Raw genomic sequence first — 22,764 nt, forward strand, 5'->3', positions numbered from 1 at the left:
AAGTGTCTAACTTACAGGGTTCACTTCAGTTCGTGCTTATTTTTGTTCATGGCAATGGTCGGTGACTTAGCGCTTCCCTGCTTGACGGTTCGTTCTAATTAGGCCCAACATCGTCATTACTGTCGCCAACCCTAAAGAAAGCAGGCCCTTTTCCTGGTCAACACCAGTTTGCGGAAGCTGGTTGTTGCCAGCTGGTACTCTCTCTGTTACCAACTGAGGATTAGCCGGATCAGTAACCAAGCTCGTCGCCCGGCTTTCAAGCTCAGAAGAAGTTTTCCCCTGACCGTTGAACTGAGCAGCTACCAATCCATCGCTAGCACTTTCAAGGTCAGCGCGGTTGTTCGGCGTCAGCTGTGACTGCTTAGCCTGGTTAGTATCCTGCTCATCCCCCAGGACGTGCAGTGCCATTCCGAGGGTCTTGGTAGAACCATCGGGGAACGCAACTACCACGCCCTCCTGGTGGTTACCTGGCTGGGCCACGTCAGCCATAAGTTGCTGTGGTGCCGCCCAGCTCGTCTTAATCCCCGCAGGGACAACAGCCAGGTTCATCCCGTCCTGGCTGCTTCCCGCCGTGGTAGGATTAGCAATTACTGGAGTCGTTAACTCCTCAGCGTGGTTTTGCCGGATGGTTTGGTCATTAATCGTAACCAATTCTCCATATTTCTGGGCCTCAGTTGTTGTCTGAACGGCCGCGTCACTATTGCTGCTAGTTACTACCTCCCCAGCAGTTGTCGCCGCGTGGGCCGGAGTTGCTGTGATCAGTACTCCCGCCAAACCTAGCGTGGATAATGCCACTGTTGCAATCAAACTTGTCTTCAGTGTTTTCTTTAGCATCATTTTCCTCCCCCAACTTACCATCATAAATCGTTCAACTTACAGCGCCCCTATTATACCATAATAATAATCAGGCCCCTGAACACTTTGTTAAATAGAAACAGCGGCCTGACGGTTCATTCCGTCAGCCGCTGCTACTTTTGGCTTAGGTACTTTTTAATGATTCGCAGGATGCGTTGGCTCGCCTGCCCGTCCCCAAACGGATTTTCTGCCTCGGCCATCTGCCGGTAAGCACGGTGATTGTTTAATAGTTCAAACACTGCCTGCTGGATGCTCGTCGGGTCCTTACCCACGATTTTAACGGCACCAACGTCAACCGCTTCCTGCCGTTCCGTCTTTTCCCGCAATAAGAGAACTGGTTTATGCAGGGCCGGAGCCTCCTCCTGCACGCTACCGGAGTCGGTAATGATCAAGCTGCTGCGCGCCGCCAAGTTGAGGAAACTGCGGTGGTCAAGGGGCTTAGTCAGGTGGATCCGGTCATTATTCCCCAGAATCTTCTCCGCCATCGCCAGGACGTCGGGGTGGGGCATCACCGGATATATCAGGTCCACGTCAGGATTGGTCTCGACAATGTCTTTCATCGTGTGGAAAACCTGCCGCATCGGTTCACCAATGCTTTCGGGGCGTGCCATCGTTAAAAGGATCAGCCGCTGGTCAGCCGGGATTTGCTGGAGGATCGGACTGTGGAAGTCTTCCTTCAGCGAATCCTTTACCATGTCAATCGCTGTGTTCCCAGTCACGTAAATCTGTTTGGCTGGATGGTGCTCAGCCAGGAGATTATCCCGGGCCCGGGTCGTTGGCGCAAAGTACAGGTCGGCCAGATCATCGGTCAACCGCCGGTGCATTTCATCGGGGAATGGCGAGTACTTATCATAGGTTCGCAAGCCCGCCTCAACGTGGCCAATGGGCAGGTGGTGGTAGAAACCGACCAGACTCGCCGCCAAACTGGTAACCGCATCCCCAACCACCAGCAGCATATCCGGCTGCCCGGCATTGATAGCGTTGTTCAAGTTATGGAGCAAGCCGCTGAGTTCTTCGACCGCTGCTCCTTTCCGGCCGCTGGTCTGGGCCAGGTCAAAGTCAGGAACAACTTGAAGATACGCCAGCGTCTGGCTTAATACTTCCTGTTGGGATTGTTGCGGGGCAACGGCAATTACTGGTTGCCAGTTCGCGGGGTCATTCCGCATTACCTTAATCAGCGGAGCCAGCTTCAATGCTTCCGCCCGGGTTCCAAACAGCAACATGATTCGATACGGCGCCTGCACAGTTCTCACCTCTTTTTAAGCAATTGTTAACATTATTGTACACCAAATCAGCTCACATTTTTATCCCCAGCAGGCCAAGCTGCCCTGGCGGTAAAGAAACGGGAGCGTGTTTATGACTTCGTCTTCACGCCCCCGTCGACGCGCAGCTAGTCTTTAGAGAGTACAAATAGGGCTTCAGAGTTCGGCAAAGCCGATCTCTGAAGCTCATATGTGTACCGCGTTATTCGGATGTTGAGTGAACAAAAGAACTTATTTCACAGTCCCACCCAATGCTGTTAATGATCCCATCCGGGCTTGAACCGGAATCGACCGCTTAGGAGGCGGATGCACTATCCAATTATGCTATGGGACCAAGCAAAGAATATTATCGCATTATCCATTTCGGAGGTAAAGCGATAATATTCTTTTTTATTAGGAATTTTGCCGCCGGTGTTTCAGGCGGATCCCCTTATTTTTCCGGTTCTTCTTATGACGGCGCTTCTTCGGCTTTGAAAAGCCGCTCAGGGTTTTGGCAACCGACTTCCGTGGTCCGGCTTCGCTATCAAGCTGGGCCTTTTGCAGGTGGCGGTCGGCCTTCTTGACAAATGGCTCAACCTGTTTGCCAGCCACCGGCTTCTGGTCAGTCAGCTGGTCCTGACTGATGTAAAAACGTTGGATATTTAAGTCCAAGTCCGCCGTCAGCTTGCGCAGGTCACGGATATCATGATCGTCCCCGAGGTTGATTACCATTCCCCGTTCTTCCTGCCGGCCTGTCCGCCCCGCGCGGTGAACATAGGTATTAGTGCTCGTTGGCAGGTCAAAGTTAACCACCCCAGGGAGCTTCGGGATATCTAATCCCCGCGCCGCTAAATCAGTGGTCAACAGCAGCTTGATCTGCCGTTTGCGGAACATCCGCATCGCCTTTTCCCGCTCCACCTGCCGTTGACGGCCACCAAGTGTCCCCACTGCCACGTGTTCATGGCGCAAGCGGCTCGCCGCGTAGTGAAGGGTTCGGGTGCTGTTGAAAAAGACTAGTGCCCGGAAGTCTTTGATACTTGCCAGCCGCCGCAGGGTAGCCGTCTTTTGGGCATTGGTCCGGGCCGCTAGGTAAACGTGCTGGACTGGGCCCCGGGAATGGTCAGTATCCCGAACATCGAAGGTTACGATATCCCGGCCAAACATCACGCTGAGCTGGTCCAAGATGGGCGACATCGTGGCGGAGAAAAACGCCAACTGGGTACTGAGCGGGGTTGCCCGTTCAATATCCTCCACCACCGCCAGGGTGTCATCCTGGAGCAGGTCATCGGCCTCGTCGACCACCAGGGTCTGGAGGTGGCCCAGCTTGAGGTGGTGGTTATCCAGCATGTGAAGTACCCGCCCCGGCGTGCCGACCACGACATCCGGGTGCTTGTGCAGCTGCATGACCTGCCGGCGCAGGTTTGCGCCCCCGGTCAGTGACTGGACCTTCACGCCGAGTATTGTCCCCCACTCGCGCATCACCCGGGCAGTCTGCAAGGCGAGTTCCTGGGACGGGGCCAGCACCAAAATCTGGGTTCCCGCGCCCGGCATCACCTTCGGCAGCAGCGGGAGGGTAAAGGCAAGGGTCTTCCCAGACCCAGTCGGCGCAATTCCGAGCACGGATTGGTCCGTCTGCAGCGCTTGGTCAACAGCCGTCTGAATCGCAGTCGGCTGCTGGTAGAGCTTCTCAAAATGTTCTTTAAACTGTTCGATCAAATAGCATCATCCTATTCTTGATCATTATCTGCAGGGAAAGTTAAGTTAGCGGACTGGCGCAGCGAGTACATCACGGAGTTGACCGTCCGCGCCAGGTTCATCCAGTGCTGGTACTTTTTGACTTGCACTGGGTCATCAGGGTTGTTGAAGAGGTCAGCGAAATCATTCATTTCGTCGGTCATCGAATTTTTCGCAACTGGTGCTTCCAACGGGTGGGCCTGCTTATCAGCATCGTAGTAAGTTACCTTCTGGGTTTCAAAAATACTATCAAAGACCAGGGTATCCTTTAAGCCGTACACCTCTGATGGCAGGTAGGAATTAGCGGTCTTACCAAAGTTCAGGGTCACCGTGAAGTGGTCATAATTGAGAATGGCAACTCCCTTCGCGTCAACGCCCGTTTTCGCCAAAGTTGGGTAGTAGACAACCGTTGATGGCTCGCCAAACAGGGTCACCGCACCGTAAACGGCGTAAACCCCTAGGTCCATCAGGGCACCACCCGCAAAGTCCAGGGTAAAGATATTCGGGTAGGGTTGGTCGCCAGCCAGGACCTTGTCATACCGTGAGGAGTACTTCATCACGGTGATTGTTCCCCCCTGGCAGTGGTGCTGCTTCATCTCATCAACCTTTTCCACAGCCTTTTCATAGAGCGGCGTGTGGATGTGCCGAGCTGCTTCTACCAGCCGGGCCTGCGGGTGTGCCGCCAGCAGTGATTCGATCGCACTGAATTCGGCCGGGTTAACAAAAGCTGGCTTTTCCACGATGATAAACTTATCATTTTCGATTGCCAGCCGCACCTGTTGATAGTGCAAACTATTTGGTGAAGCTACGTAAACTACGTCGAAGTCGCCCTCGCTGAAGAACTTCTCCAGGTCATCGTAAAATTCCGTTGCGCCGTAGGGTTCACCGAATTCCCGTGCCCGGTCCAGGGTCCGCGAATAGACCGCCGTCAGTTGGTACTTGCCCGTCGTCTTCGCGGCGTCTAACATCTGATCAGTAATGATATGAGTTCCAATAATTCCTAGCTTGAGCATCGCTTTTCTCTCTCCTTTATTAACAAATACGTTTGTTACAACTAATTTTACCAATTATTGCCGCTTTTTAACAGAAATGAAATCTTCTCCTAATACAAATGTGTGTATAATTGACCATGAAGTTAATGACTTATCGCATACTTAATTGAGGAGACTGATGAAATATGAAGAAAAAGGGAATGTTACTTTTCGGCGCGGGATTAATGGCTGGGCTCAGCAGTACATTGGGTTTCAGCCGTAAGAAAAGTAGCACGATAACTGCGTTACCGATTTTTTATACTGGTACTTGGCAATATTACGATAAAGAACGCAATCGGTCCCATCGAATCACCATTTCTCCTGAATTAAAATTAGGGATCGATAATCAAGCTATTCCGGCCACCGTCCAGCAAATCGAAACTGATAAGCTGGTATTCCTCGATAAATTCGGCTACCACATTACTATCCGGGCCAACGAACAACGGCCAGTTTCCTTGACTGACGAAGCGGACGACCAGGTCTACACAATTCAACCAGTTCAATAAATTTTCGAGCGCTGCTAACCAGCGTTTTTTATTTTAAACTACTTATCGTACGTTCGGTGAGCCGGCGCCTGGTAATCCTCCATAAAACGCAAGATTTCATCCAGGTTACTGCTGAAGCAGATTTCACGTAAGTATTGGTCTTCCAAGAAGCCGGCCTGATTCATCGTCACCAGTTGCTTTTTGAGGTTGTCATAATAGCCGCGGTAGTTATACACTGCCACCGGCTTGGCATTATCGCCAATCGTTACCCAGGAAGCGGCCTGGCTAATTTCCTCAAGGGTCCCCAGGCCCCCCGGAAAGGCAATCATCCCATCCGCCAGAGTCATCATCTTTTCCTTACGCAGGTCCATGTTGGCGACAATCTGCCGGTCAGTTACCCCGGGAAGTGCCACGCCCCGGTCGTATAATTCCTGGGTTAAGATACTGTGAACCACTCCGCCATTTGCGAGAACGCCGCGGGCCACAGCCCCCATTAGGCCATGCTGACCGCCACCGTAAACTAATTCAATCTGGTGGGCGGCCAGCCATTCGCCGACCTTCTCAGCTTCGACCATGTAGTCCGGGTCCTTCCCCTGAAGGGCACCACAATAAATTGCTAATCTTTTAATTGTCATCTGTTGTTCCTTCCTTTACTAACTCATTCAAGGCGGCTAGCTGCCCGTTAATTGCCGTTGCCGCGGTTCGGACCGCCATTTCTTCAACGGGGTATAGCTTTAAGAGAATTAAGTTGCCGACCCCCTGCCGACCTAACACCGCGGGAAAACTTACGTAACCCGAATATTGGGGTTGATAGATTGCCACGGGTAGGACTAGCTGCTCGTCATTTAGCAGGGCGCTAATCAGTCGGCAGGTCCAGGCAGCTACCGCACTATTATTATAACCGAGTCCCTTGAGGGTATACCAGCTTGAGAGGTCGGCCTGAATCTTGAGCTGGCTTTCATCCAGGTGGTGACCATTGATGGATCCGTCCAGTGCCTGACCATTCACCCGGGCGGTCGACCAGGCAAACGCCTGCCGGCCAGCGTGTTGTCCATAGACAAAGCCGCTGACGTTGGCCGGCGCTACGTGGGCGGCGTGGGCAATTGCCCGGTAGAGACGCGCGGTATCAAGCACCGTTCCGATCCCCAGCACCTGCTTCGTCGGCAGCTGCAATTGTTGTTGGAGGAAGGCGGTCACCGCCTCGTTAGGGTCAGTTAAGTTGACTACCAGGCCGTGGAAGCCGCTCCCTTTAACCCGCGGAGCAATTTGCATGACGGCCCGCCCCGCTACCGTTAGCTCTGCCATCGGGTCATCCTTCGTGAGGGCGCTGTCACCGACCGCTACCACTAGGACTTGCGCCGTGGCAAGGGCGGCATAGTCTTGAATGATAATTTGCGGCTGGGTCCGCATGGCTGGCAGTGCGTCCAGCAGGTCGGTCTGCACGGCCAGTGCCAGATCATCATCCTGGTCGATTAACACCAGCTTGTCGACCGCGGCCGTCGCCACCAGCTCATTTGCCAGTAGCCGCCCCACGTGGCCCAAACCAATAATACCAATTGTGCGCATCTCTCTATCTCCTTTTTTAAAGAAGAGGCCGGGAAAATATCCCAGCCTCTTTGCTATTTTAAAGCTCATAATGTCACAGCACGATAGACTAGGCCCTGATCAGCCTAGCTCTGGCCCACCCGCTTGTCTGTAAGTTAACTTACCTCTTCCTGAAAAGCGGCTGTTTCTGGGAAAGTGTTCAAAATAAAGTCCCGGGCCCCCTTGCTAAAGTCAAAGGCCTCTTGCGCCCGGTAGCTTTCCCGGTGGTCGCCCACCGCCAGGGTTACCTGGTCGGGAGCCAGGTTAAATTCAACGCCAAGTTCAATCGCCGCCCGAATCAGTTGCTGCACATCGTCGGAATAGTCCTTGCTGATGGCCTGCAACGGGTGCTGGTAGTTAATGTTATTCGTGTACCGGTCATTGGCAATTTTTAACCCAAACGACAGCAAATTGCCGTTCTCAATTTGGTCAGCCAACTGTCCGCTGATGGTCAGGGCAGGATCCTCCACCCGGCGTTTGGCAAAGGTCAATGCCAGCCGGTATTCCCGGGGAGCGTTAAATTCCTCAACAAATCCTTCCAGTTCCGTAATCAGGGCGTTCGCCGCCTCTTTCATCCACGCGGTTTCATCCTTAGGCTTTTGCAGGGCAACCTCATTGTTGAGCTGACGAGCCTGGGCTAACTTCGCAGTTAAATCATCTGGCAGCGGCGATACCAAAGCATCCAGCAGTAACAGTTCCAGGAAGTTAATCGTGTCGTCACTGATCCCGGTCCTCGAGAGCGGATCCAGGTCAAAGTTCCGGAATTCGAGGTAGTCGACCCCCTTAGCCAGGGAACCCTTCAGGTCAGTCACGTCCTGGTTATGTCCCCGCAGCCGGACCGGTCCAAAGAATTCCTTCAGGCTATAGAAGGTCCCATTGTCCATGAACTCCTGTAATTGAGCAACGTGCTCCTCAAGTGAGTTATAGGTGACCCGCTCGCTAGCAATGTTGTCATCTCCAAAGTCACTCGCCCGAATGCTCCGCACCGGCAACTCCAAGTTGTCAGGAAAGCTCTCAGGCATGTCTTCGGTGACTGGGCTGGCCCCATATAAGTAGGTAAAAAGCCACTGGTAAAGGTAGTAGACTTGGGCCAGCTTGAAATAGAGGTGGTTGCGGAAGTCAACCTCACTCTTGTAGTCTTCCTGGTAAAAGCGCTGGTAAAGGGTCGTAATCAGCTGGGGTGCCAAGCCAAAGTTAATGTGGACATCCCCCATGATTTCTTTAACGATCCCGTATTTATTTCCCAGGTAATCATGGTTTGCCTGGTCCCAATGTTTCGTGTAGTTGTCCTTGAGAAAATCCAGGTCGTTTTGGTACAAGGGTGCCGGTGCCATACTCAACGGCCAGAGCCGCTCATCACTGTGGAGGTGCTGAATCATGATCTGTTCCAGCATCTTCAGGTGGCGTACCGCTGCCGCACTCCCCACCACGGGCGGTGTTTCAAAGTCAATCATATCATCGGTAAACCCAGAATTCAGGTAAATATTGTGTTGGCGTGACCGCAAGTTTGCCGGATAAGGATAGCGGCTGGCCCGGCCATTCGTCAATACACGATGCTTTTTAGCTTCCAAGCCAAACCGGCAGGCGAACATCTGGGCGTTAAGCTCTGGTTCCTTTAGTGCCGACTTGATTTGGTCATATTTATCAGCCATCTAGCATCCCCCCATCATAATATCTCGTTTTCCACTCTACCACTTTTAAAAGCGAATGGGCAATCTTTTTTTGACCGCTTTCTTTCCCATTCTGCAAGCATTAGATTCCCTGCCAGCGGCAGCGCCGAATATCGACGTGGTTCTCGTCTTTAAACGGTACCCCCTCTGCCAGCAGCATTGGGCGTTGGTCAAACCAGCCGGGCACCAGGCGGCCGCTTGCGGTCACTACCCGGTGACAGGGATGTTTTCCCCGGCCGCCATACTTCCCCAGGATTTTGCCGACGAGGCGCGCGTTGCGGGGCCGGCAAATCATTTGGGCGATTTGACCGTAACTGGCAACCAGCCCGAACGGAATCAGATCGACCGTATTCAAAACGTCCTGAATAAATTGTTCATCCATCTTTGCCATGGTCCCGCCTCCTTGTCCATCGATTATACCTGTTTTGCCAGGAAAGAAAAGGCGCCCGAAACCGGCAGACAGCTTCGGACGGTCATTGCTTGAAAAGTGCAGTCAAGCTATTTCACATAAACAGGCGGGCAAACGGAATAACCACCAGGTCGATGACAATCCCGCTAATGACAACGCAGACCGAGGCCATTGCCCCCTCCAAGACACCGAACTGAAGCGCCTTGGCGGAACCAATCGTGCCCCCGGTCCCTAGACCCAGGCCCAGCCCAATTTGGGAATGTTGAAGCCGGAACGCCTTGATAAAGACATCCGCCAGGGCGTAAATAATTACGGCCTTGACGATGCAGGCGATGGCGGTCACCGCCGAATTGCCACCAATCGCCTCGGCAACCGGCATCGCAATCGCGGTAGTAGCGGCCTGGGGAAGCATGGCGGCCGCCGAAGAATGTGACAGGCCCACCAGCTTGCTGGCCCCAAGGATGATAAAGAGGCAGAGTACGCTCGATAGCACCAGGGAAATCAGAATATCAAGCCAGTACTTCTTCAAGACGTCGTTGCGCTTAAACAAGGGAATCGCGAAGGCAATCGTTGCTGGGTTTAAAAACCAGAAGATGATGTCCCCACCCGGCTTGTAGAAGTGCCGGTAAACATACGCGGTTGACGTCCCCTGAACCTTTCCCCAAAGAATCAAGATGATAATTCCGGCCACCATTCCAAAGAAGAGGGGCTGAAAGAGGAAAAAACCATTGCTCTTCTTGAATAGCCACTGACCGACCAGGAAAACCAGCAGAGAAATAAAAATTCCGGTAAATGGTAAGGCGAGGTTGTTAGTTAATGCTGTCATGCTGCTGCCCTCCCATGATCCGTTTGTGAATGGCAATCACCAGCCGGGTAACGTAGGCGGTTACCACCAGCAAGGCGACGGTCGCAACTAAGATGACCAGCAGGATTTGCAGGCCCTCCCGCTGTAAAATTCCCAGGTCGTTGGCGATTTGAATTCCTGATGGCACAAACAGGAAACCAATCAGGCTGATCAAAAACATTCCCAAGTTTTCGACCCACTCTAGTTTAACGACTCCCAGTGTCAATAATAGGTAGAGCAGAACCAACCCGATTACTGGGGTCGGCACAACAAATGACGGTGGACAGAGAGCAGATAGAATGCTCGCTACCCATAGGATGCCGGCAAAAATTGCACACTGAACAAGAATCGGTGCTGATTTGTGATTATTATCTTTTCTCGTCATAATAGCGTCCTCCTTATATTGAACAGTCTAATTTCACAAACTATTATACAGGAGAATTGCGAACAATGTAACCGCACTCAAAATTTACTTGCTGGCTGGCGCCGTTTCCAGTAAGAAGTGACCTGCTTAATTGATAGTGTCGTGCTCCGCCGAATGCAGCTGACGTTCATTTGGGCATTGCAGAGAGGCGCAGTCGGCCACCTCAAGTAACCGGCACCTGCCGCCGGCCATGTAAAAACTTTCCTCCCAATAATAAAATACGGCAACTGGCTCTGTTTGCACCAGGCAGATTGCGTGACATCCCCTCCTTTCCCGGTATAATTCAAGCTGAAACCCAACTTTAAGGAGGAAGAAGCAATGAAGACAGTGCAAAACATCATTATTGGTTTTGGCAAGGGTGGAAAAACACTCGCCAAATTTCTCGCCAAACAAGGCGAAGAGGTGCTCGTCGTAGAAAAGTCACGGGAAATGTACGGGGGCACCTGCATCAACATTGCCTGCCTCCCCTCTAAACGGCTGATTACCGAGGCCGCCCGCGGTACTGACTTTGCGGCCGCCATCCGGGGCAAGCGGGAAATGGTTGCCCAGCTGCGGGACAAGAACTACCACATGCTCGCCGATGAGGACACCATCACCGTCCTGGACGGGACCGCCCACTTTACCAGTGACCACACAATTACCGTCGATACCGCAACTGGTCCCCAGGAATTCACCAGTAAGCGAATCTTCATCAACACCGGCGCCCAGCCAACCGTCCCGGCCATCCCCGGCCTGCGGGAGAGTCCGGCCCTGCTGACGTCCACGAGCGCAATGGAACTGGATAGTCTGCCGCAGAAATTAGTAATCATCGGTGCCGGCTACATCGGCCTGGAGTTTGCCAGCATGTTTGCCGAATTTGGCGCCCAGGTGACCGTGGTTGACCACCACCAGGAATTCCTCCCCCGTGAAGACGCGGACGTCGCGGCGATGGTAAAAGCCAACTTAGAGCAAGCCGGCGTCACCTTCCGCCTCGGGGCTAACATCGACCAGGTCAGCACGGCCAATGGGCAAGCCCAAGTGGAAATCAGTCGCGATGGTCATACTACCCAACTGGTCGCCGACAAAATTCTCGCTGCCACCGGACGCCGGCCAGCAACGGCAAAGCTCGGGCTGGAAAATACCGGGATTGCCGTTGACGACCGGGGCGCCATCAAGGTCGATGACCAGCTCCACACCACGGTACCCGGTGTATGGGCCATTGGCGACGTTAAGGGCGGTCCCCAGTTTACTTATATTTCCCTAGACGACTTTCGAATCATCAAGGACGAGCTCTTTGGCGACGGCACCCGCCGTATCAGTAACCGTGGGGTCGTCCCAACCAGTGTCTTTATTGAGCCACCGCTCGCCCAAGTTGGTTTAACCGAAAAGCAGGCCCACGCTCAAGGACAGGATTACCTACTGTTTAAACTCCCCGTCGCCGCCATCCCGAAGGCCAAGGTACTAAAGGACCAGCGCGGAGTCCTCAAGATGCTAGTTGATCCGCAGACCAAGCTCATCCTCGGTGCCACCCTCTACGCACCGGAAGCCCATGAAATCATCAACATGGTTGCCCTGGCAATGCGGGCTAAGCTCCCCTACACCATGCTCCGTGACCAGATTTACACCCACCCAACCATCAGTGAGGCCTTTAACGACCTTCTCAAAAAGCCGCAATAGTTAAAAACGCTCACGCTTCCGACACTAAGTCGCTCGCGTGGGCGTTTGCTTTACAATTTTCGTTCATACATGTGGGCACTGGTGTCGCCAATGTCTTCGTAATGGAGGACTACTTCGCCGGCAAAGCAAAAACCGCTCTTGACGTATGCCCGTTCGGCCGGGACATTGCCCTTCATCACGTCGAGGTGCATTACCGCGTACCCCTTATTCTTGGCAAATTCAAATAATTTCTGGAGCATTTGCTTAGCCAGGCCCTGGCCCCGAAAGTTTTTGCTGACGGCAAATAGGTGGAGGACGGTTATTTGCTGCTCTGGTGCTGCTATTGCCCAGTCAACCTGACGGTAATTGGGGTCCTCCCCAGTCGTCAAAATTCCGACAGTAGCAACTTGACCGTTTACTAGACCCTCGACTACCATCCCGTTATCAATCCGGTCAGCCAGGAGGTCCCTGTTGGGATAAACGCCCCAGTGCCAATCAGCTCCGTATTCGTCGTCCTGCTGCTGGGCACAGACTTCTTGGTAAAACTGGCAAACCGCCTCTAGGTCAGCGGCCGTCGCTTGCTTAATCTGCATTTTCACAGCACTCCTTTCCGTATCATTCGTTGTTCTCCATGATATAAGAAGCAACCGAGAAAAGCAAAAACGAGGCTGGGAGAAAACTTCATTTTCTCACCAGCCTCTTGCTAGTTCTTAACTATTATAAAGATAACGTGGAAAATAACCACAAGGCTAGTGTCTAGCTACGAACGATAGCCGACCCGTGCCGTGTCAACTATCGTCCTAGGCTAGTCATACGCCTTGTCAAGGAGGTTATTTCCCACTCACTTGCTAATTTAGAGCTAAAAGTGAAACAGCACAGTAGCTAGCTGGCAGGATAAACGCCGGTAAATCAGCAATTTCCCCTCCTCAAGCAGTCTACTCTGCAACAGCCTGGATAGTTGGGGAAGCTAGACCTATCCCTCCCCACTATTGGCCTATTACTTAGCATTCAGGACAAAACTAAAATCAATGTCCTTAGTGGCCGGAATGTGGTAGTGCTGCTCAACATCGGCCCCCCAGCTGTCGATTCCGCCGACGCCGCGAACCGCACCGGCAATTACCATCACCGTCCGCCGTTCCAGGGGCAGTTCTTCGATGTGGGTCGCGTTTTCCAGCTCCTCCGCTGTGTATGGCAGGCAGCTAAAGGCAAATGGCTGGTCCGCCTTTGCCACCTTCAGGCTGAACGGCTGCCCGTCGTGATCAGCATTGTTCTGGGTCGTCGTCCGGATCACTTCGACCCAGTCGGTCACCATGTGCATCCCGTTTTCCTGGGGAACTAGATATTTGGCGACCGGCAGGCCCTTGATTTGGTAGACGCCGTGTTCAGCTCCAGCCATCCGGTCCGGGTAGGTTTCACCAGATAGGCCCTGGTATTCAAAGCCATCTGCAAGGGTCGGCATTACCAGCCGGACGCCCATCACGGGTAGCTCTGGCAAGCCTTCCTTGCCCGTATAGTGAACGTGGACCGCAATTGGCCCGCCCACTTCCACTGTATAGGTCATTGTGACCGTGGTTGCCGGAACCGTCAGTGTCTCAAAGGTGTAGGCAACCGTCACTTCTTCAGCCGTTTCTTCATTTGAGTAGTGGTCGTTGTCCAGTGGCAGGCCGCCAAAGTCGTGGTCATCCACTGTGACATTAATAGCAGTACACTTCTGGAAGTAGTCCGCACTCAGCCACTGGGCCGACTTGATATTGAAGCCGCTCCCCCGGTCGTTATCCGTTGTGGCCCGCCAGAAAGTCGGCACTGGCGTCCGGTAGAGCCATTCCTTCCCGTTCAGTTTTAACGATTCCAGGCCGCCCCGCTCGTAGGAAAAGATGTAGTGAAAGCCAGCACCGCCGACGCCGAGCGAACCGTCACCATAAACAACGTGTAATTTATTTGTGTAATCCATAGTAGTACCGTACCTCCTGCATTGCCGGCTTTGGTGTCCGATCCGCAAACATCAAGCCATCGCCAGAAAATTCATAATCGGAGTGGCGGTCGTCAAAGTCGCCACCGTAGCGCATTACTAGCTTGCCGCTAACTGGGTCCTTGACCTGAAGTGCTTGGTCGATAAAGTCCCAGATGAAGCCGCCGAAGTATTGCGGGTACTTATCGAGTAATGCGATGTAGGATCCCATTCCCCCGCAGGAGTTTCCCATGTCGTGCATGTATTCACACTCCATAAACGGCTTGTCCGGGTTATTTTGCAGGTATTCCTCCACCTGCTTTGGCGGCAGGTACATCCAGCTCTCGACGTCAGAAACCTGATCCCGGTAGTCCTTGGTTCCACCGGCCGGTAGATAGTTGGCCTTATCCATGCTTGGAATCTGTTCACTATAATCGTGAGTATGACAAACCCCTTCGTAGTGGACCAGGCGGCTGTCGTCATGCTCCTTGTAGAATTGCTGCATGGCTACCATGTCATCACCAACGAAGGACTCGTTTCCTAACGACCAGAAAAGGATGGCCGGGTGGTTCTTAAAGGTCTCGTAGTTGGTCCGGGCACGATCCACCACCGCTTCCTTCCATTGGGGAACGGAGCCCGGCACGTTGTAAGACGGGGCGACACTACCCATCTTTTGCCAGGTAGCGTGCGACTCCAAGTTATTTTCGGCCATCATGTAAATGCCGTTGTCATCACACATACTGTACCAGGGCAGCTGGTCCGGGTAGTGGCAGGTCCGGACGGCATTGATGTTATTTTCTTTAAAGGTCTGAATATCCTTTTTCATGTCGGCCATCGTGACGGAACGGCCCCGCTGGTCGTCCCATTCGTGGCGGTTGACCCCGTTGATAATTAAGCGTTTGCCGTTCAACAGGACGACGTGGTCCGGGCTGATTTCAATCCGCCGGAAGCCAAACCGGTATGGGACCAGCTCAACTAGGCGGCCCGCTTCGTCCTTGATCTCAACCAGCAGCTGGTAGAGGTAGGGGTGGTGGTTATCCCAGAGGTGGACATCTTTGACCGTCGTTTCATCCAAGCGGATGCTGGCAGCGACTGGTTTTGTCTGGTCGACAATTACCTGACCATCGGCATCCTTGGCAACCACGTGAACGGTCCCAGCCTGTTCACCAGCCAATTGCAGCTCCAGGTTAAAGTGGCCGTTTTGGTAGTCATCATCAACGGTCGGCCGGATGGTCATGTCCTCGACGTGGGTTGCCGGTTGGGCTAAAAGGTCGACGGAACGGAAGATCCCGGAGAAGCGGAACATATCCTGGTCTTCCAGCCAGGAAGCGGTACTGTGCTTAAAGACTTCGACCGCCATGACGTTGCCCTCGTCCTGAATGTACGGGGTCAGGTCAAATTCGGACGGGGTAAAACTGTCCTCGGCATAGCCAATAAAGTGGCCGTTAAGCCAGAGGTACATCGCCCGCTCAACCCCGGCAAAGCGGACCCGGATTTGCTGACCGCGCAGTGCCGGATCAAGGTCAAACTGCTTTCGGTAGAGGCCCACGGTATTGTCAGCCCCGGTGCTGAAGGAGCCCGCCTCCTTATTCTGACCATCCACGGCATAAGCTGGCCGCCGGTAAATCTTCCCTTCCCACGGAATCAGGGTGTTGATGTAATTGTTCTGGGCGTAGTCACTGAGCTCAATTTCACTCGGCACCTCAATCGTGCCAAAGTCTGCCGTGTCATAATCAACGGCAGAGAAGTCCGCCGGCCGTTCCTGCGGGTTCGGGGCAAACTGAAACTGCCACTGCCCATCGAGAGACTGAACGAAGCGGCTACGGTGGTGCGCCCACTCCGCGTAGTCGCCATAATAATGATGGTCGCTATGGGCGGGCAACTGGTTGACCCGGAAGATCTCCGGATCGTCCAACCATTTAATATCTGCATCCATGAATGAAAAACCTCCTCACTAAAACTATCCAGTTTTAGTATAGCGCTTTCATTTAGGCGAAGATAGTAAACATTGATGGATTTTACTAAAAGGTAAATAATCACAATTAGCTAAAAAACAAAGCAGCCGGTGCCCATTCAAGGTACAAACTGCTTTTCAAAATTTAACTATGTTTTTCCTTGATGCTATCAGGAACCCAATTATAGTCCTTACTTTTATTGATGAGCACTTTGCCGTGATCCGCCGAGTATATTAACTCCGTGTCACTCAGACTATTATCCCAAAGTTCTACTGCATCAAATTCATCATAGAGCTCAGCCAATCGCTGGAGGCTCCTAGTATATCTTCGAGTAACTAAGTCCGAGCTTACACCATGTCCGCCTTTGGAAACTCGTGATTGAACTCGACTAACAGCTAATTCAGCACTTGCCAAGCCTACATATTCCAAGCGCACTGTATACCCTTGTTTTTTGGCAAAGTTAATAAATTTTAAAATTCCCTTCCGGCTTGAAGCAAGCGTCGTCTCCTGGATAACATTATGCCCCGACAACAACTCGTGCTTTAATTTAGCAACAGCAGCCCGCATTGCTTTTAAATTATCCAGATTCGAATGCCAATCTCCATGCATTGACTGCAAAATCTCATCCGCATTAATCAACGCATAATTCTTATCACTGCTTAATAGAGACCTATATAGAGTACTTTTACCTGCGCCATTTACTCCAGCTAAAATTATATACTCAGGCATTAGAGGACAAACTTCCCTTCAATGATTGGTTTTTGGACTTCTCGCAGCCTAGAATTTAATAAATCATAGAGGAACAACCTTTTATCTTCGTTCGGTTCGTTATCAGCCATCCGTTTAATCTCCGCAGGCGTTAAATTGTGGAACCAATCGTAAAATTCAGTTGCTTTATCCATAATAATCATCTCCTCTGCTCAGCCTAAATATATGCCTTTGTTATACTTGAGGCTAATTTTTTATACATTTGTAAATTCAATTTTAGCTTATTAAATTAAATAATTGTTCCACTTTTGAAACAATTCGTCTTTGCCCAGCTAACGATGGTAACGGGAAGCAGAAATCTTCAATTTTTTCTTAGAGATATTAGGTTGCGCACCACCAGTTTCTAAACCAATTAATCGATTTCTAGAGGCTAAAAGATAATAAAACAAAACCCAATTATAAATTTCCTCGTAAGGAGTACATCCACAACCAGCTTGGTTGGTTACTAATTCTTTCTGACTTACAATTCCAAGTTTTCCGATAGTAGCACTGTACATTACTATTAAAACATTACCAGATTTATTAACTTTTACAGATGAATTCTTAACACCTAATTCCGTAATTGTTTCAGTTATATTTTCAATAACCCCATCATTAAAATTACCAGTCTTTAGCCAAGGAATATTCCCATCTGTACACGAAATCCTTGGACTGCATTTCTTGGTGCTTGGTATAGTATACATTCCGCTTGCTGTCCTGATTTAATAATTTCTGCGTATTTAGAAGGGTAATTATCAAAATTAGTTTCCATCATTTTCATTTCCTTCTTAGGCTACTTTCTTTTTAAATTCTCTGTAAGTAATTATACAGCAGAAACCGTCTACCTTACTATGCCTGCTTTAGCTCACTCACTCCTTAAAAACTAATCTTATGCACAGAAAAAAGGCCAAAACCCATCATACCGGTCTCTGATAACCCTTCAAAATTTCATCTACCCACCAAAAAACGTACGCAGTTTAAAGTTAACGCAAAAAACACCCGACCGATAATTAAATCAGTCGGGTGTTCTTAGTAGTGCGGCCAAGAGGACTTGAACCTCCACGGTCTAAACGACCATAAGATCCTTAATCTTACGCGTCTGCCAATTCCGCCATGGCCGCGTCAACAAATAATATTATAGCAAGCTGACTACTTGTTGACAAGCCCTTTTTTATTTTTTTAGGTAAAAGTGGTGACCACAGCGCCGGCAGACATAGCGCCGGGTATTAAAGCGGCGCTGGCGGCCAATCGTAATCCCACAGCCTGAGCACTGGTAGAGCCACTTTACCTTGCGTGGCTGAGTCTTGCTGGTCGGCGGTGCGTAGCGGGAACCACCAACTTGGGCCAACAGGGTTTGAAAGGCGGCGCTCCGGTGATGATAGTCCTGGCCAGTCTGGTGGAGGTGGTAGTGACACAATTCGTGAAGCACCACCCGTTTCAGGTTTGCCAGGTCAAATTCCGTATACATCAGCGGGTTGATATCAATATGGCCGTCATCCAAATGGTAGCGGCCCCCGGTCGTCTTGAGACGGGCATTAAAGAAAATCCGGTGCGTAAAGGGCCGGTGAAAGGCTGCTAGTGACCATTCCTCGGTCAGGCGTTGCAGGTCCGCGTTATTCATCCACGGTCGCCGGCTTCAGCATGGTCAGCTGGATTCGCTGCCGTTTTAGGTCAACGCTATCAATCCACACGTCGACGATATCGCCGACAGAAACAACGGACCGTGGATCACGGGTAAACTTCTTGGTCATCTTCGAAATATGAACCAGGCCGTCGTGCTTGACCCCAATATCCACAAAGGCTCCGAAATCGACCACGTTCCGGACGGTTCCCTGAAGCTGCATCCCCGGTTTCAGGTCCTCAATCGTCATTACATCGTGGCGCAACAATGGTGCCGGCATCGAATCACGCAGGTCACGGCCCGGCTTTTGCAGTGAAGCCACAATATCGTTGACGGTCGCTTTTCCAGCCTTGGCGGTCGTAAATTCTGCAGGATTCAACTGCCGGATCCGCTTGGTCGCTGCCGGCGTTCCCAGGTCAGCAACCGCCACGTCCGCCTTTTCCATCATTGCTGCCGCGATTGGGTAGCTCTCCGGGTGGACATCGGTGTTATCGAGCGGGTTCTCCCCGTTGACGATTCGCAAGAAACCAACCGACTGTTGGAAGGCTTTCGGGCCTAGCCGTGGCACATCCTTGAGCTGTTGACGGTTGGTGTAGCAGCCGTTGTCATCCCGGTACTTAACGATGTTTTTGGCAATCGTCTTGTTCAGGCCGGAAATCTGGCTAAGCAGCTGGTAGCTGGCCGTATTCAGGTTGACCCCGACCCGATTGACCGCCCGTTCCACGATAGCGTCCAGTTCACCGCTCAGCTCCTTCTTCGGCAAGTCGTGCTGGTACTGTCCAACCCCGATCGACTGCGGGTCAATCTTGACCAATTCCGCCAGCGGATCCTGGAGCCGGCGACCAATGGAGATTGCACTCCGCTGCTCGACATGCAGGTCTGGGAACTCATCCCGGGCTTCCTGGCTTGCGGAGTAAACGGAGGCCCCCGCTTCGTTGACAATCACGTAGTAAACCGGGCGGTCAATCTTCTTGAGCGCCGCCGCCACGAACTGTTCGGACTCCCGGCTGGCAGTCCCGTTACCGATCGCAATCATCTCGACGTGGTACTTCTCCAGCAGGTCAATGAACTCGCCCTCCGCAGCGGCCCGTTGCTTCTCCGGTGCCGGATTGTGGGGGTAGATGACCGCCTTAGTCAGGAATTTACCATTCTCGTCCAGGACGGCAAGTTTACAGCCAGTCCGGTAGGCGGGGTCGAAGCCAAGCACGACCTTGCCCTTGATTGGTGCCTGCATCAGCAGGTGGTAGAGGTTTTCACCAAAAACCTTGATGGCCTGCTGGTCAGCGTCATCCGTTAGTTGCCGACGCAGTTCCCGCTCGATGGCTGGGCCCAAGAAACGCTTGTAGGCGTCGGCCGCAGCCTCCTCAATAAAGTTTGTCGCCTGGTTCTCTTTCTTTGTCCGGATCAGGCGAAACTTGAGGTAGTTCAGGACGGCTTCCTCATCGACCGCCAGCTTAACGGACAAAACATCTTCCTTTTCGCCCCGGTTAATGGCGAGCACCTGGTAGGAATTTAGGTCCTTCACCGCACCGGTAAAGTCGTAGTACTGCTTATAGGTCTTCAACTCGTCCTTTTCCTCGCCATCCTTCTTCAGGCTGGTGACCAGCTGGCCGTGGTTGTGGGTAAAGTTCCGCAACCAAGCCCGGACGGTCACCATCTCGGAGATGGCCTCGGCCAAAATTTCGTGGGCCCCAGCAAGAGCTGTCTCCGGACTCTCAACATCATCGTTGACAAATTCGGCTGCCTTAGTCGTCAGATCGCCATCAGGGTAGGTCAGCAGCCAGTTTGCCAGCGGTGCCAGTCCCGCTGCCTTAGCCTTCTGGGCCTTGGTCTGCCGTTTTTGCTTGTAGGGCAGGTAGAGGTCCTCCACCGTTTGGAGATCGGTGGCAGCACGGATCTGCTTTTCCAGGGCAGGAGTCAGCTTCCCCTGCTCCTTAATCTTGTTGACCACCGTTTCCTGACGTTCGCGCAGGCTGGTAACGTGGTGGTACTGGTCGCGGATCTCTTGCAGCTGGACTTCATCCAGGGTTCCCGTCATTTCCTTCCGGTACCGCGCGATAAAGGGAATCGTATTCCCTTCGTCCATCAGCTGCAGGGCCGCGCTGACCTGTTTTTGCCGCAGCTTGGGCAGCTGCTGACTTACTAATTGAACAATTTGTTGATCCATTAAGTCCTCCGTCTAAAAACTACTTCCACCAGGAATCGAGCGGACTAATCGGCTGGTGGCGCTTATGCCGCGTCTTCTTATACCAGTCCTCGATTTTTTCAGCAACCTTATCGGCAATCTGGTGGCCCTCAAGATAGTTATCAATATCCTCATAGCAAACGCCCAGCGCTTCTTCGTCGGGGCGCATTGGCTGGTCGTCTTCCAGGTCCGCGGTCGGCACCTTTTCGTATAGCGACTTGGGCGCCCGGAGGTATTCCAGCAGGGCCTTCCCTTGTCGCTTGTCCAACCCGGACAAGGGGGTAATGTCAGCACCGCCATCACCGAATTTGGTGTAGAAACCGGTGACCGCCTCGGCCGCGTGGTCGGTTCCCACAACGGCACCGTGGTTAGCGCCAGCAATCGCGTACTGGACAATCATTCGTTCCCGGGCCTTGATGTTCCCCTTGTTGAAATCACTGATCTGGGCCCCCGCCGCTTCAACAGCCGCAACCATGGCGTTGGTCGCCGGCTTAATGTTGACCCGCAGTGTCTGGTCAGGCTTGATAAAATCATTAATTGCTTTCATGGCATCAGATTCATCCGCCTGTTCGCCATATGGCAGCCGGACCGCGATGAATTGATAGTGCTTGTCCGGTGCTTCTTGCCGCAGCTTTTCCACGGCCAATTGACACAACCGCCCTGCCAAGGACGAGTCCTGACCCCCGGAAATCCCCAGAACTAGGGTCGTCATCCCCGTCTTCTGCAAAAACTCACCGATAAATTGAACTCGCTTGTCCACTTCCTCTTGCGGGTCAATTTGGGGCTTCACCTTCAACGTATTAATAATTGATTTTTGTAACTGCCGCATTTTCCTTCTCCTTAATTATCGAGCCCTTTAACGTACTCGTTGACCTGGTGAATCAGCTTCATCTTGTTGTCGTAGCAACGCCGTGACAAGTCGACCGGGTAAACCTCAGGGTTAAGGTCCCGCTTGTACTCGTCCCAAAGCGCTGCCAGGCTTGCGATTCGGTGGTCCCTGATTTCCTCCAGGCTTGGTTCAGTATAGACAAACTCGCCATCCCGCCAGATGTCCTTGAGCATTGGCCGCGCGGTAAAGTCACTGACGTCCTTTTGCTGGAGTGGGAACTGCGGGTTGAACATGTTGATCTGACTGAGTTTGCGCGGGTCCTCGTCAGCGAGGGTAATGTAGTCCCCCTCGCTCTTGCCGTCTAAACGGTCGTTGATCCGCCAGACCTGCTTCTTGCCCGGCGTTGACATCTTGCCGACGTTGTTAGAAATCTTGATGGTGTCAACCATCTCGCCATACTCGTTTTCAAAGGCAACCAGCTTGTAAACCGCCCCCAGGGTTGGCTGGTCATAGGCGGTAATCAGCTTGGTCCCAATTCCCCAGACATCGATCTTGGCACCCTGCATCTTCAGGTTCTGAATCGTTTTTTCATCCAGGCCGTTGGAGGCAAAAATCTTGGCCTCTGGGAAGCCGGCCTCGTCCAGCATGGTCCGCACCCGCTTAGATAGGTAGGCCATGTCACCACTGTCGATCCGGACCCCCTGGAAGTTAATCTTGTCACCGAATTCCTTCGCAACCTTGATGGCATTTGGTACCCCGCTCTTGAGCGTGTCAAAGGTATCCACCAGGAAAACGCAGTCGTGGTGGGTCTGGGCATAGGCCTTAAAGGCATCGTAGTCGTTCATGTAGGCCTGGACGAGTGCGTGGGCGTGGGTTCCAGAAATCGGGATTCCGAAGAGTTTACCAGCCCGGACATTACTGGTGGCGTTAAACCCACCGATGTAGGCCGCCCGCGTTCCCCAAATTGACGCATCGAGTTCCTGGGCACGCCGGGTCCCGAATTCCATGACACTCTGGTCCCCAACCACGGAACGGATCCGGGACGCCTTCGTCGCAATCATAATCTGGTAGTTGAGGATGTTTAAAATCGCGGTCTCCACCAGCTGGGCCTCAATCATCGGCGCGTCCACCTGCAAAATCGGTTCGTGGTTAAAGACAAAGTCCCCTTCCTCAAAACTGCGGAGCGAGCCCGTAAAGCGGAAGTCACGGAGATATTCCAGGAAGTCATTATCAAACTGACCAGTCGACTTGAGGTAGTCGATGTCGCTAGCCGTAAAGTGCAGATTCTTGATGTAACGGATAATGTGATCCAGTCCAACGTACACGGCATAGCCATTGTTAAACGGCATTTTCCGGAAGAAAGCCTCAAACACTGCCCGGCGGTTGCCCATCCCCTGCTTCCAGTAGGTCTGCATCATGCTGAGCTCGTAGGCATCGGTGTGCAAAGCAAGGCTATCATCTGGATAATCAAATTTCATTGTTCTATATTCCCTTCAATATGGTTAACAAAGCGGTAGTAAAAATTATTTTTAATATAGCAGAGCGGGGTATTAATTCCAACCCCTTT

At 52.2% G+C, this 22,764-nt stretch carries 22 protein-coding genes and 2 tRNA genes; 2 read left to right on the top strand and 22 right to left on the bottom strand.

Annotated features, from left to right (window positions below):
* Positions 1–66: 66 nt before the first annotated feature.
* The 5 genes from FC49_RS05960 to FC49_RS05980 form a co-directional block, all read right to left on the bottom strand.
* The gene (locus FC49_RS05960; RefSeq protein ID WP_235804882.1) at positions 67–837 is read right to left on the bottom strand and encodes a Rib/alpha-like domain-containing protein; all 771 of its coding nucleotides are present in this window, start codon (positions 835–837) and stop codon (positions 67–69) included.
* 131 nt (positions 838–968) lie between these two features.
* Positions 969–2,099: a non-hydrolyzing UDP-N-acetylglucosamine 2-epimerase gene (gene wecB, locus FC49_RS05965; RefSeq protein ID WP_056984520.1), complete on the bottom strand. Its 1,131-nt coding sequence runs from the start codon at positions 2,097–2,099 to the stop codon at positions 969–971.
* Positions 2,100–2,378: 279 nt separating this feature from the next.
* Positions 2,379–2,451, bottom strand: a tRNA-Arg gene (locus FC49_RS05970).
* 59 nt (positions 2,452–2,510) lie between these two features.
* Positions 2,511–3,812: a DEAD/DEAH box helicase gene (locus FC49_RS05975; protein WP_056984521.1), complete on the bottom strand. Its 1,302-nt coding sequence runs from the start codon at positions 3,810–3,812 to the stop codon at positions 2,511–2,513.
* A gap of 11 nt (positions 3,813–3,823) precedes the next feature.
* Positions 3,824–4,843 (bottom strand): Gfo/Idh/MocA family protein, encoded by a 1,020-nt coding sequence (locus FC49_RS05980; RefSeq protein WP_003715779.1) that lies wholly within the window; start codon positions 4,841–4,843, stop codon positions 3,824–3,826.
* 164 nt (positions 4,844–5,007) lie between these two features.
* Between FC49_RS05980 and FC49_RS05985 the strand changes: the two genes are divergently transcribed.
* Entirely contained in the window at positions 5,008–5,367 is a 360-nt protein-coding gene (locus tag FC49_RS05985; protein WP_056984522.1) for a DUF4828 domain-containing protein, read from the top strand.
* Positions 5,368–5,405: 38 nt separating this feature from the next.
* Here the strand turns inward: FC49_RS05985 and FC49_RS05990 are convergent, their stop codons facing one another.
* From FC49_RS05990 to FC49_RS06015, 6 genes are all read right to left on the bottom strand, one after another.
* On the bottom strand, positions 5,406–5,981 hold the full coding sequence (locus tag FC49_RS05990; RefSeq protein WP_056984523.1) for an LOG family protein: 576 nt from the start codon (positions 5,979–5,981) through the stop codon (positions 5,406–5,408).
* Complete coding sequence (locus FC49_RS05995; protein WP_056984524.1) at positions 5,971–6,912, bottom strand: lactate/malate family dehydrogenase; 942 nt, start codon at positions 6,910–6,912, stop codon at positions 5,971–5,973. The genes FC49_RS05990 and FC49_RS05995 overlap by 11 nt, the downstream gene beginning before the upstream one ends.
* Positions 6,913–7,046: 134 nt before the next feature.
* Positions 7,047–8,582 carry a glutamate--cysteine ligase gene (locus FC49_RS06000; protein ID WP_056984525.1) on the bottom strand — a complete coding sequence of 512 codons (1,536 nt, stop codon included), beginning with the start codon at positions 8,580–8,582 and terminating at the stop codon, positions 7,047–7,049.
* Between the two features lie 100 nt (positions 8,583–8,682).
* The gene (locus FC49_RS06005) at positions 8,683–8,991 is read right to left on the bottom strand and encodes an MGMT family protein (protein ID WP_056984526.1); all 309 of its coding nucleotides are present in this window, start codon (positions 8,989–8,991) and stop codon (positions 8,683–8,685) included.
* Positions 8,992–9,103: 112 nt separating this feature from the next.
* On the bottom strand, positions 9,104–9,835 hold the full coding sequence (locus FC49_RS06010; RefSeq protein WP_056984527.1) for an LrgB family protein: 732 nt from the start codon (positions 9,833–9,835) through the stop codon (positions 9,104–9,106).
* A complete protein-coding gene (locus FC49_RS06015) occupies positions 9,819–10,238 on the bottom strand; it encodes a CidA/LrgA family protein (protein ID WP_056984528.1) in 420 nt (139 codons plus the stop codon). Before FC49_RS06015 ends, FC49_RS06010 begins: the two co-directional genes overlap by 17 nt.
* A 357-nt stretch (positions 10,239–10,595) precedes the next feature.
* On the opposite strand from FC49_RS06015, the gene FC49_RS06020 reads away from it, so the two are divergent.
* A complete protein-coding gene (locus FC49_RS06020) occupies positions 10,596–11,933 on the top strand; it encodes an FAD-dependent oxidoreductase (protein ID WP_056984529.1) in 1,338 nt (445 codons plus the stop codon).
* A gap of 50 nt (positions 11,934–11,983) precedes the next feature.
* On the opposite strand, the gene FC49_RS06025 is transcribed toward FC49_RS06020, so the two are convergent.
* The 11 genes from FC49_RS06025 to FC49_RS06070 all read right to left on the bottom strand — a co-directional run bounded on the left by FC49_RS06025 (position 11,984) and on the right by FC49_RS06070 (position 22,675).
* Complete coding sequence (locus FC49_RS06025) at positions 11,984–12,505, bottom strand: GNAT family N-acetyltransferase (protein ID WP_056984530.1); 522 nt, start codon at positions 12,503–12,505, stop codon at positions 11,984–11,986.
* Between the two features lie 404 nt (positions 12,506–12,909).
* Complete coding sequence (locus tag FC49_RS06030) at positions 12,910–13,863, bottom strand: beta-galactosidase small subunit (RefSeq protein WP_056984531.1); 954 nt, start codon at positions 13,861–13,863, stop codon at positions 12,910–12,912.
* Positions 13,847–15,796 (bottom strand): glycoside hydrolase family 2 TIM barrel-domain containing protein, encoded by a 1,950-nt coding sequence (locus FC49_RS06035; protein ID WP_056984532.1) that lies wholly within the window; start codon positions 15,794–15,796, stop codon positions 13,847–13,849. Before FC49_RS06035 ends, FC49_RS06030 begins: the two co-directional genes overlap by 17 nt.
* Before the next feature lie 163 nt (positions 15,797–15,959).
* Positions 15,960–16,544 carry an ATPase gene (locus tag FC49_RS06040; RefSeq protein ID WP_056984533.1) on the bottom strand — a complete coding sequence of 195 codons (585 nt, stop codon included), beginning with the start codon at positions 16,542–16,544 and terminating at the stop codon, positions 15,960–15,962.
* Entirely contained in the window at positions 16,544–16,717 is a 174-nt protein-coding gene (locus tag FC49_RS09925) for a hypothetical protein (RefSeq protein ID WP_003713131.1), read from the bottom strand. Before FC49_RS09925 ends, FC49_RS06040 begins: the two co-directional genes overlap by 1 nt.
* A 138-nt stretch (positions 16,718–16,855) precedes the next feature.
* Positions 16,856–17,266 (bottom strand): restriction endonuclease subunit S, encoded by a 411-nt coding sequence (locus FC49_RS09765; RefSeq protein WP_082603562.1) that lies wholly within the window; start codon positions 17,264–17,266, stop codon positions 16,856–16,858.
* A 332-nt stretch (positions 17,267–17,598) separates the two neighbouring features.
* Positions 17,599–17,683 (bottom strand) — tRNA-Leu (locus FC49_RS06050).
* Between the two features lie 50 nt (positions 17,684–17,733).
* The gene (locus tag FC49_RS06055) at positions 17,734–18,183 is read right to left on the bottom strand and encodes a SprT family protein (protein ID WP_056984535.1); all 450 of its coding nucleotides are present in this window, start codon (positions 18,181–18,183) and stop codon (positions 17,734–17,736) included.
* On the bottom strand, positions 18,176–20,350 hold the full coding sequence (locus tag FC49_RS06060) for a Tex family protein (RefSeq protein WP_056984536.1): 2,175 nt from the start codon (positions 20,348–20,350) through the stop codon (positions 18,176–18,178). The genes FC49_RS06055 and FC49_RS06060 overlap by 8 nt, the downstream gene beginning before the upstream one ends.
* Before the next feature lie 19 nt (positions 20,351–20,369).
* On the bottom strand, positions 20,370–21,197 hold the full coding sequence (gene nadE / locus FC49_RS06065) for an ammonia-dependent NAD(+) synthetase (protein ID WP_003713132.1): 828 nt from the start codon (positions 21,195–21,197) through the stop codon (positions 20,370–20,372).
* Positions 21,198–21,208: 11 nt separating this feature from the next.
* Positions 21,209–22,675, bottom strand: a complete 1,467-nt coding sequence (locus FC49_RS06070; RefSeq protein ID WP_003713104.1) for a nicotinate phosphoribosyltransferase — start codon at positions 22,673–22,675, stop codon at positions 21,209–21,211.
* Positions 22,676–22,764 lie beyond the last annotated feature (89 nt).

The organism is Limosilactobacillus oris DSM 4864 (genome assembly GCF_001434465.1).
GTDB lineage: Bacteria > Bacillota > Bacilli > Lactobacillales > Lactobacillaceae > Limosilactobacillus > Limosilactobacillus oris.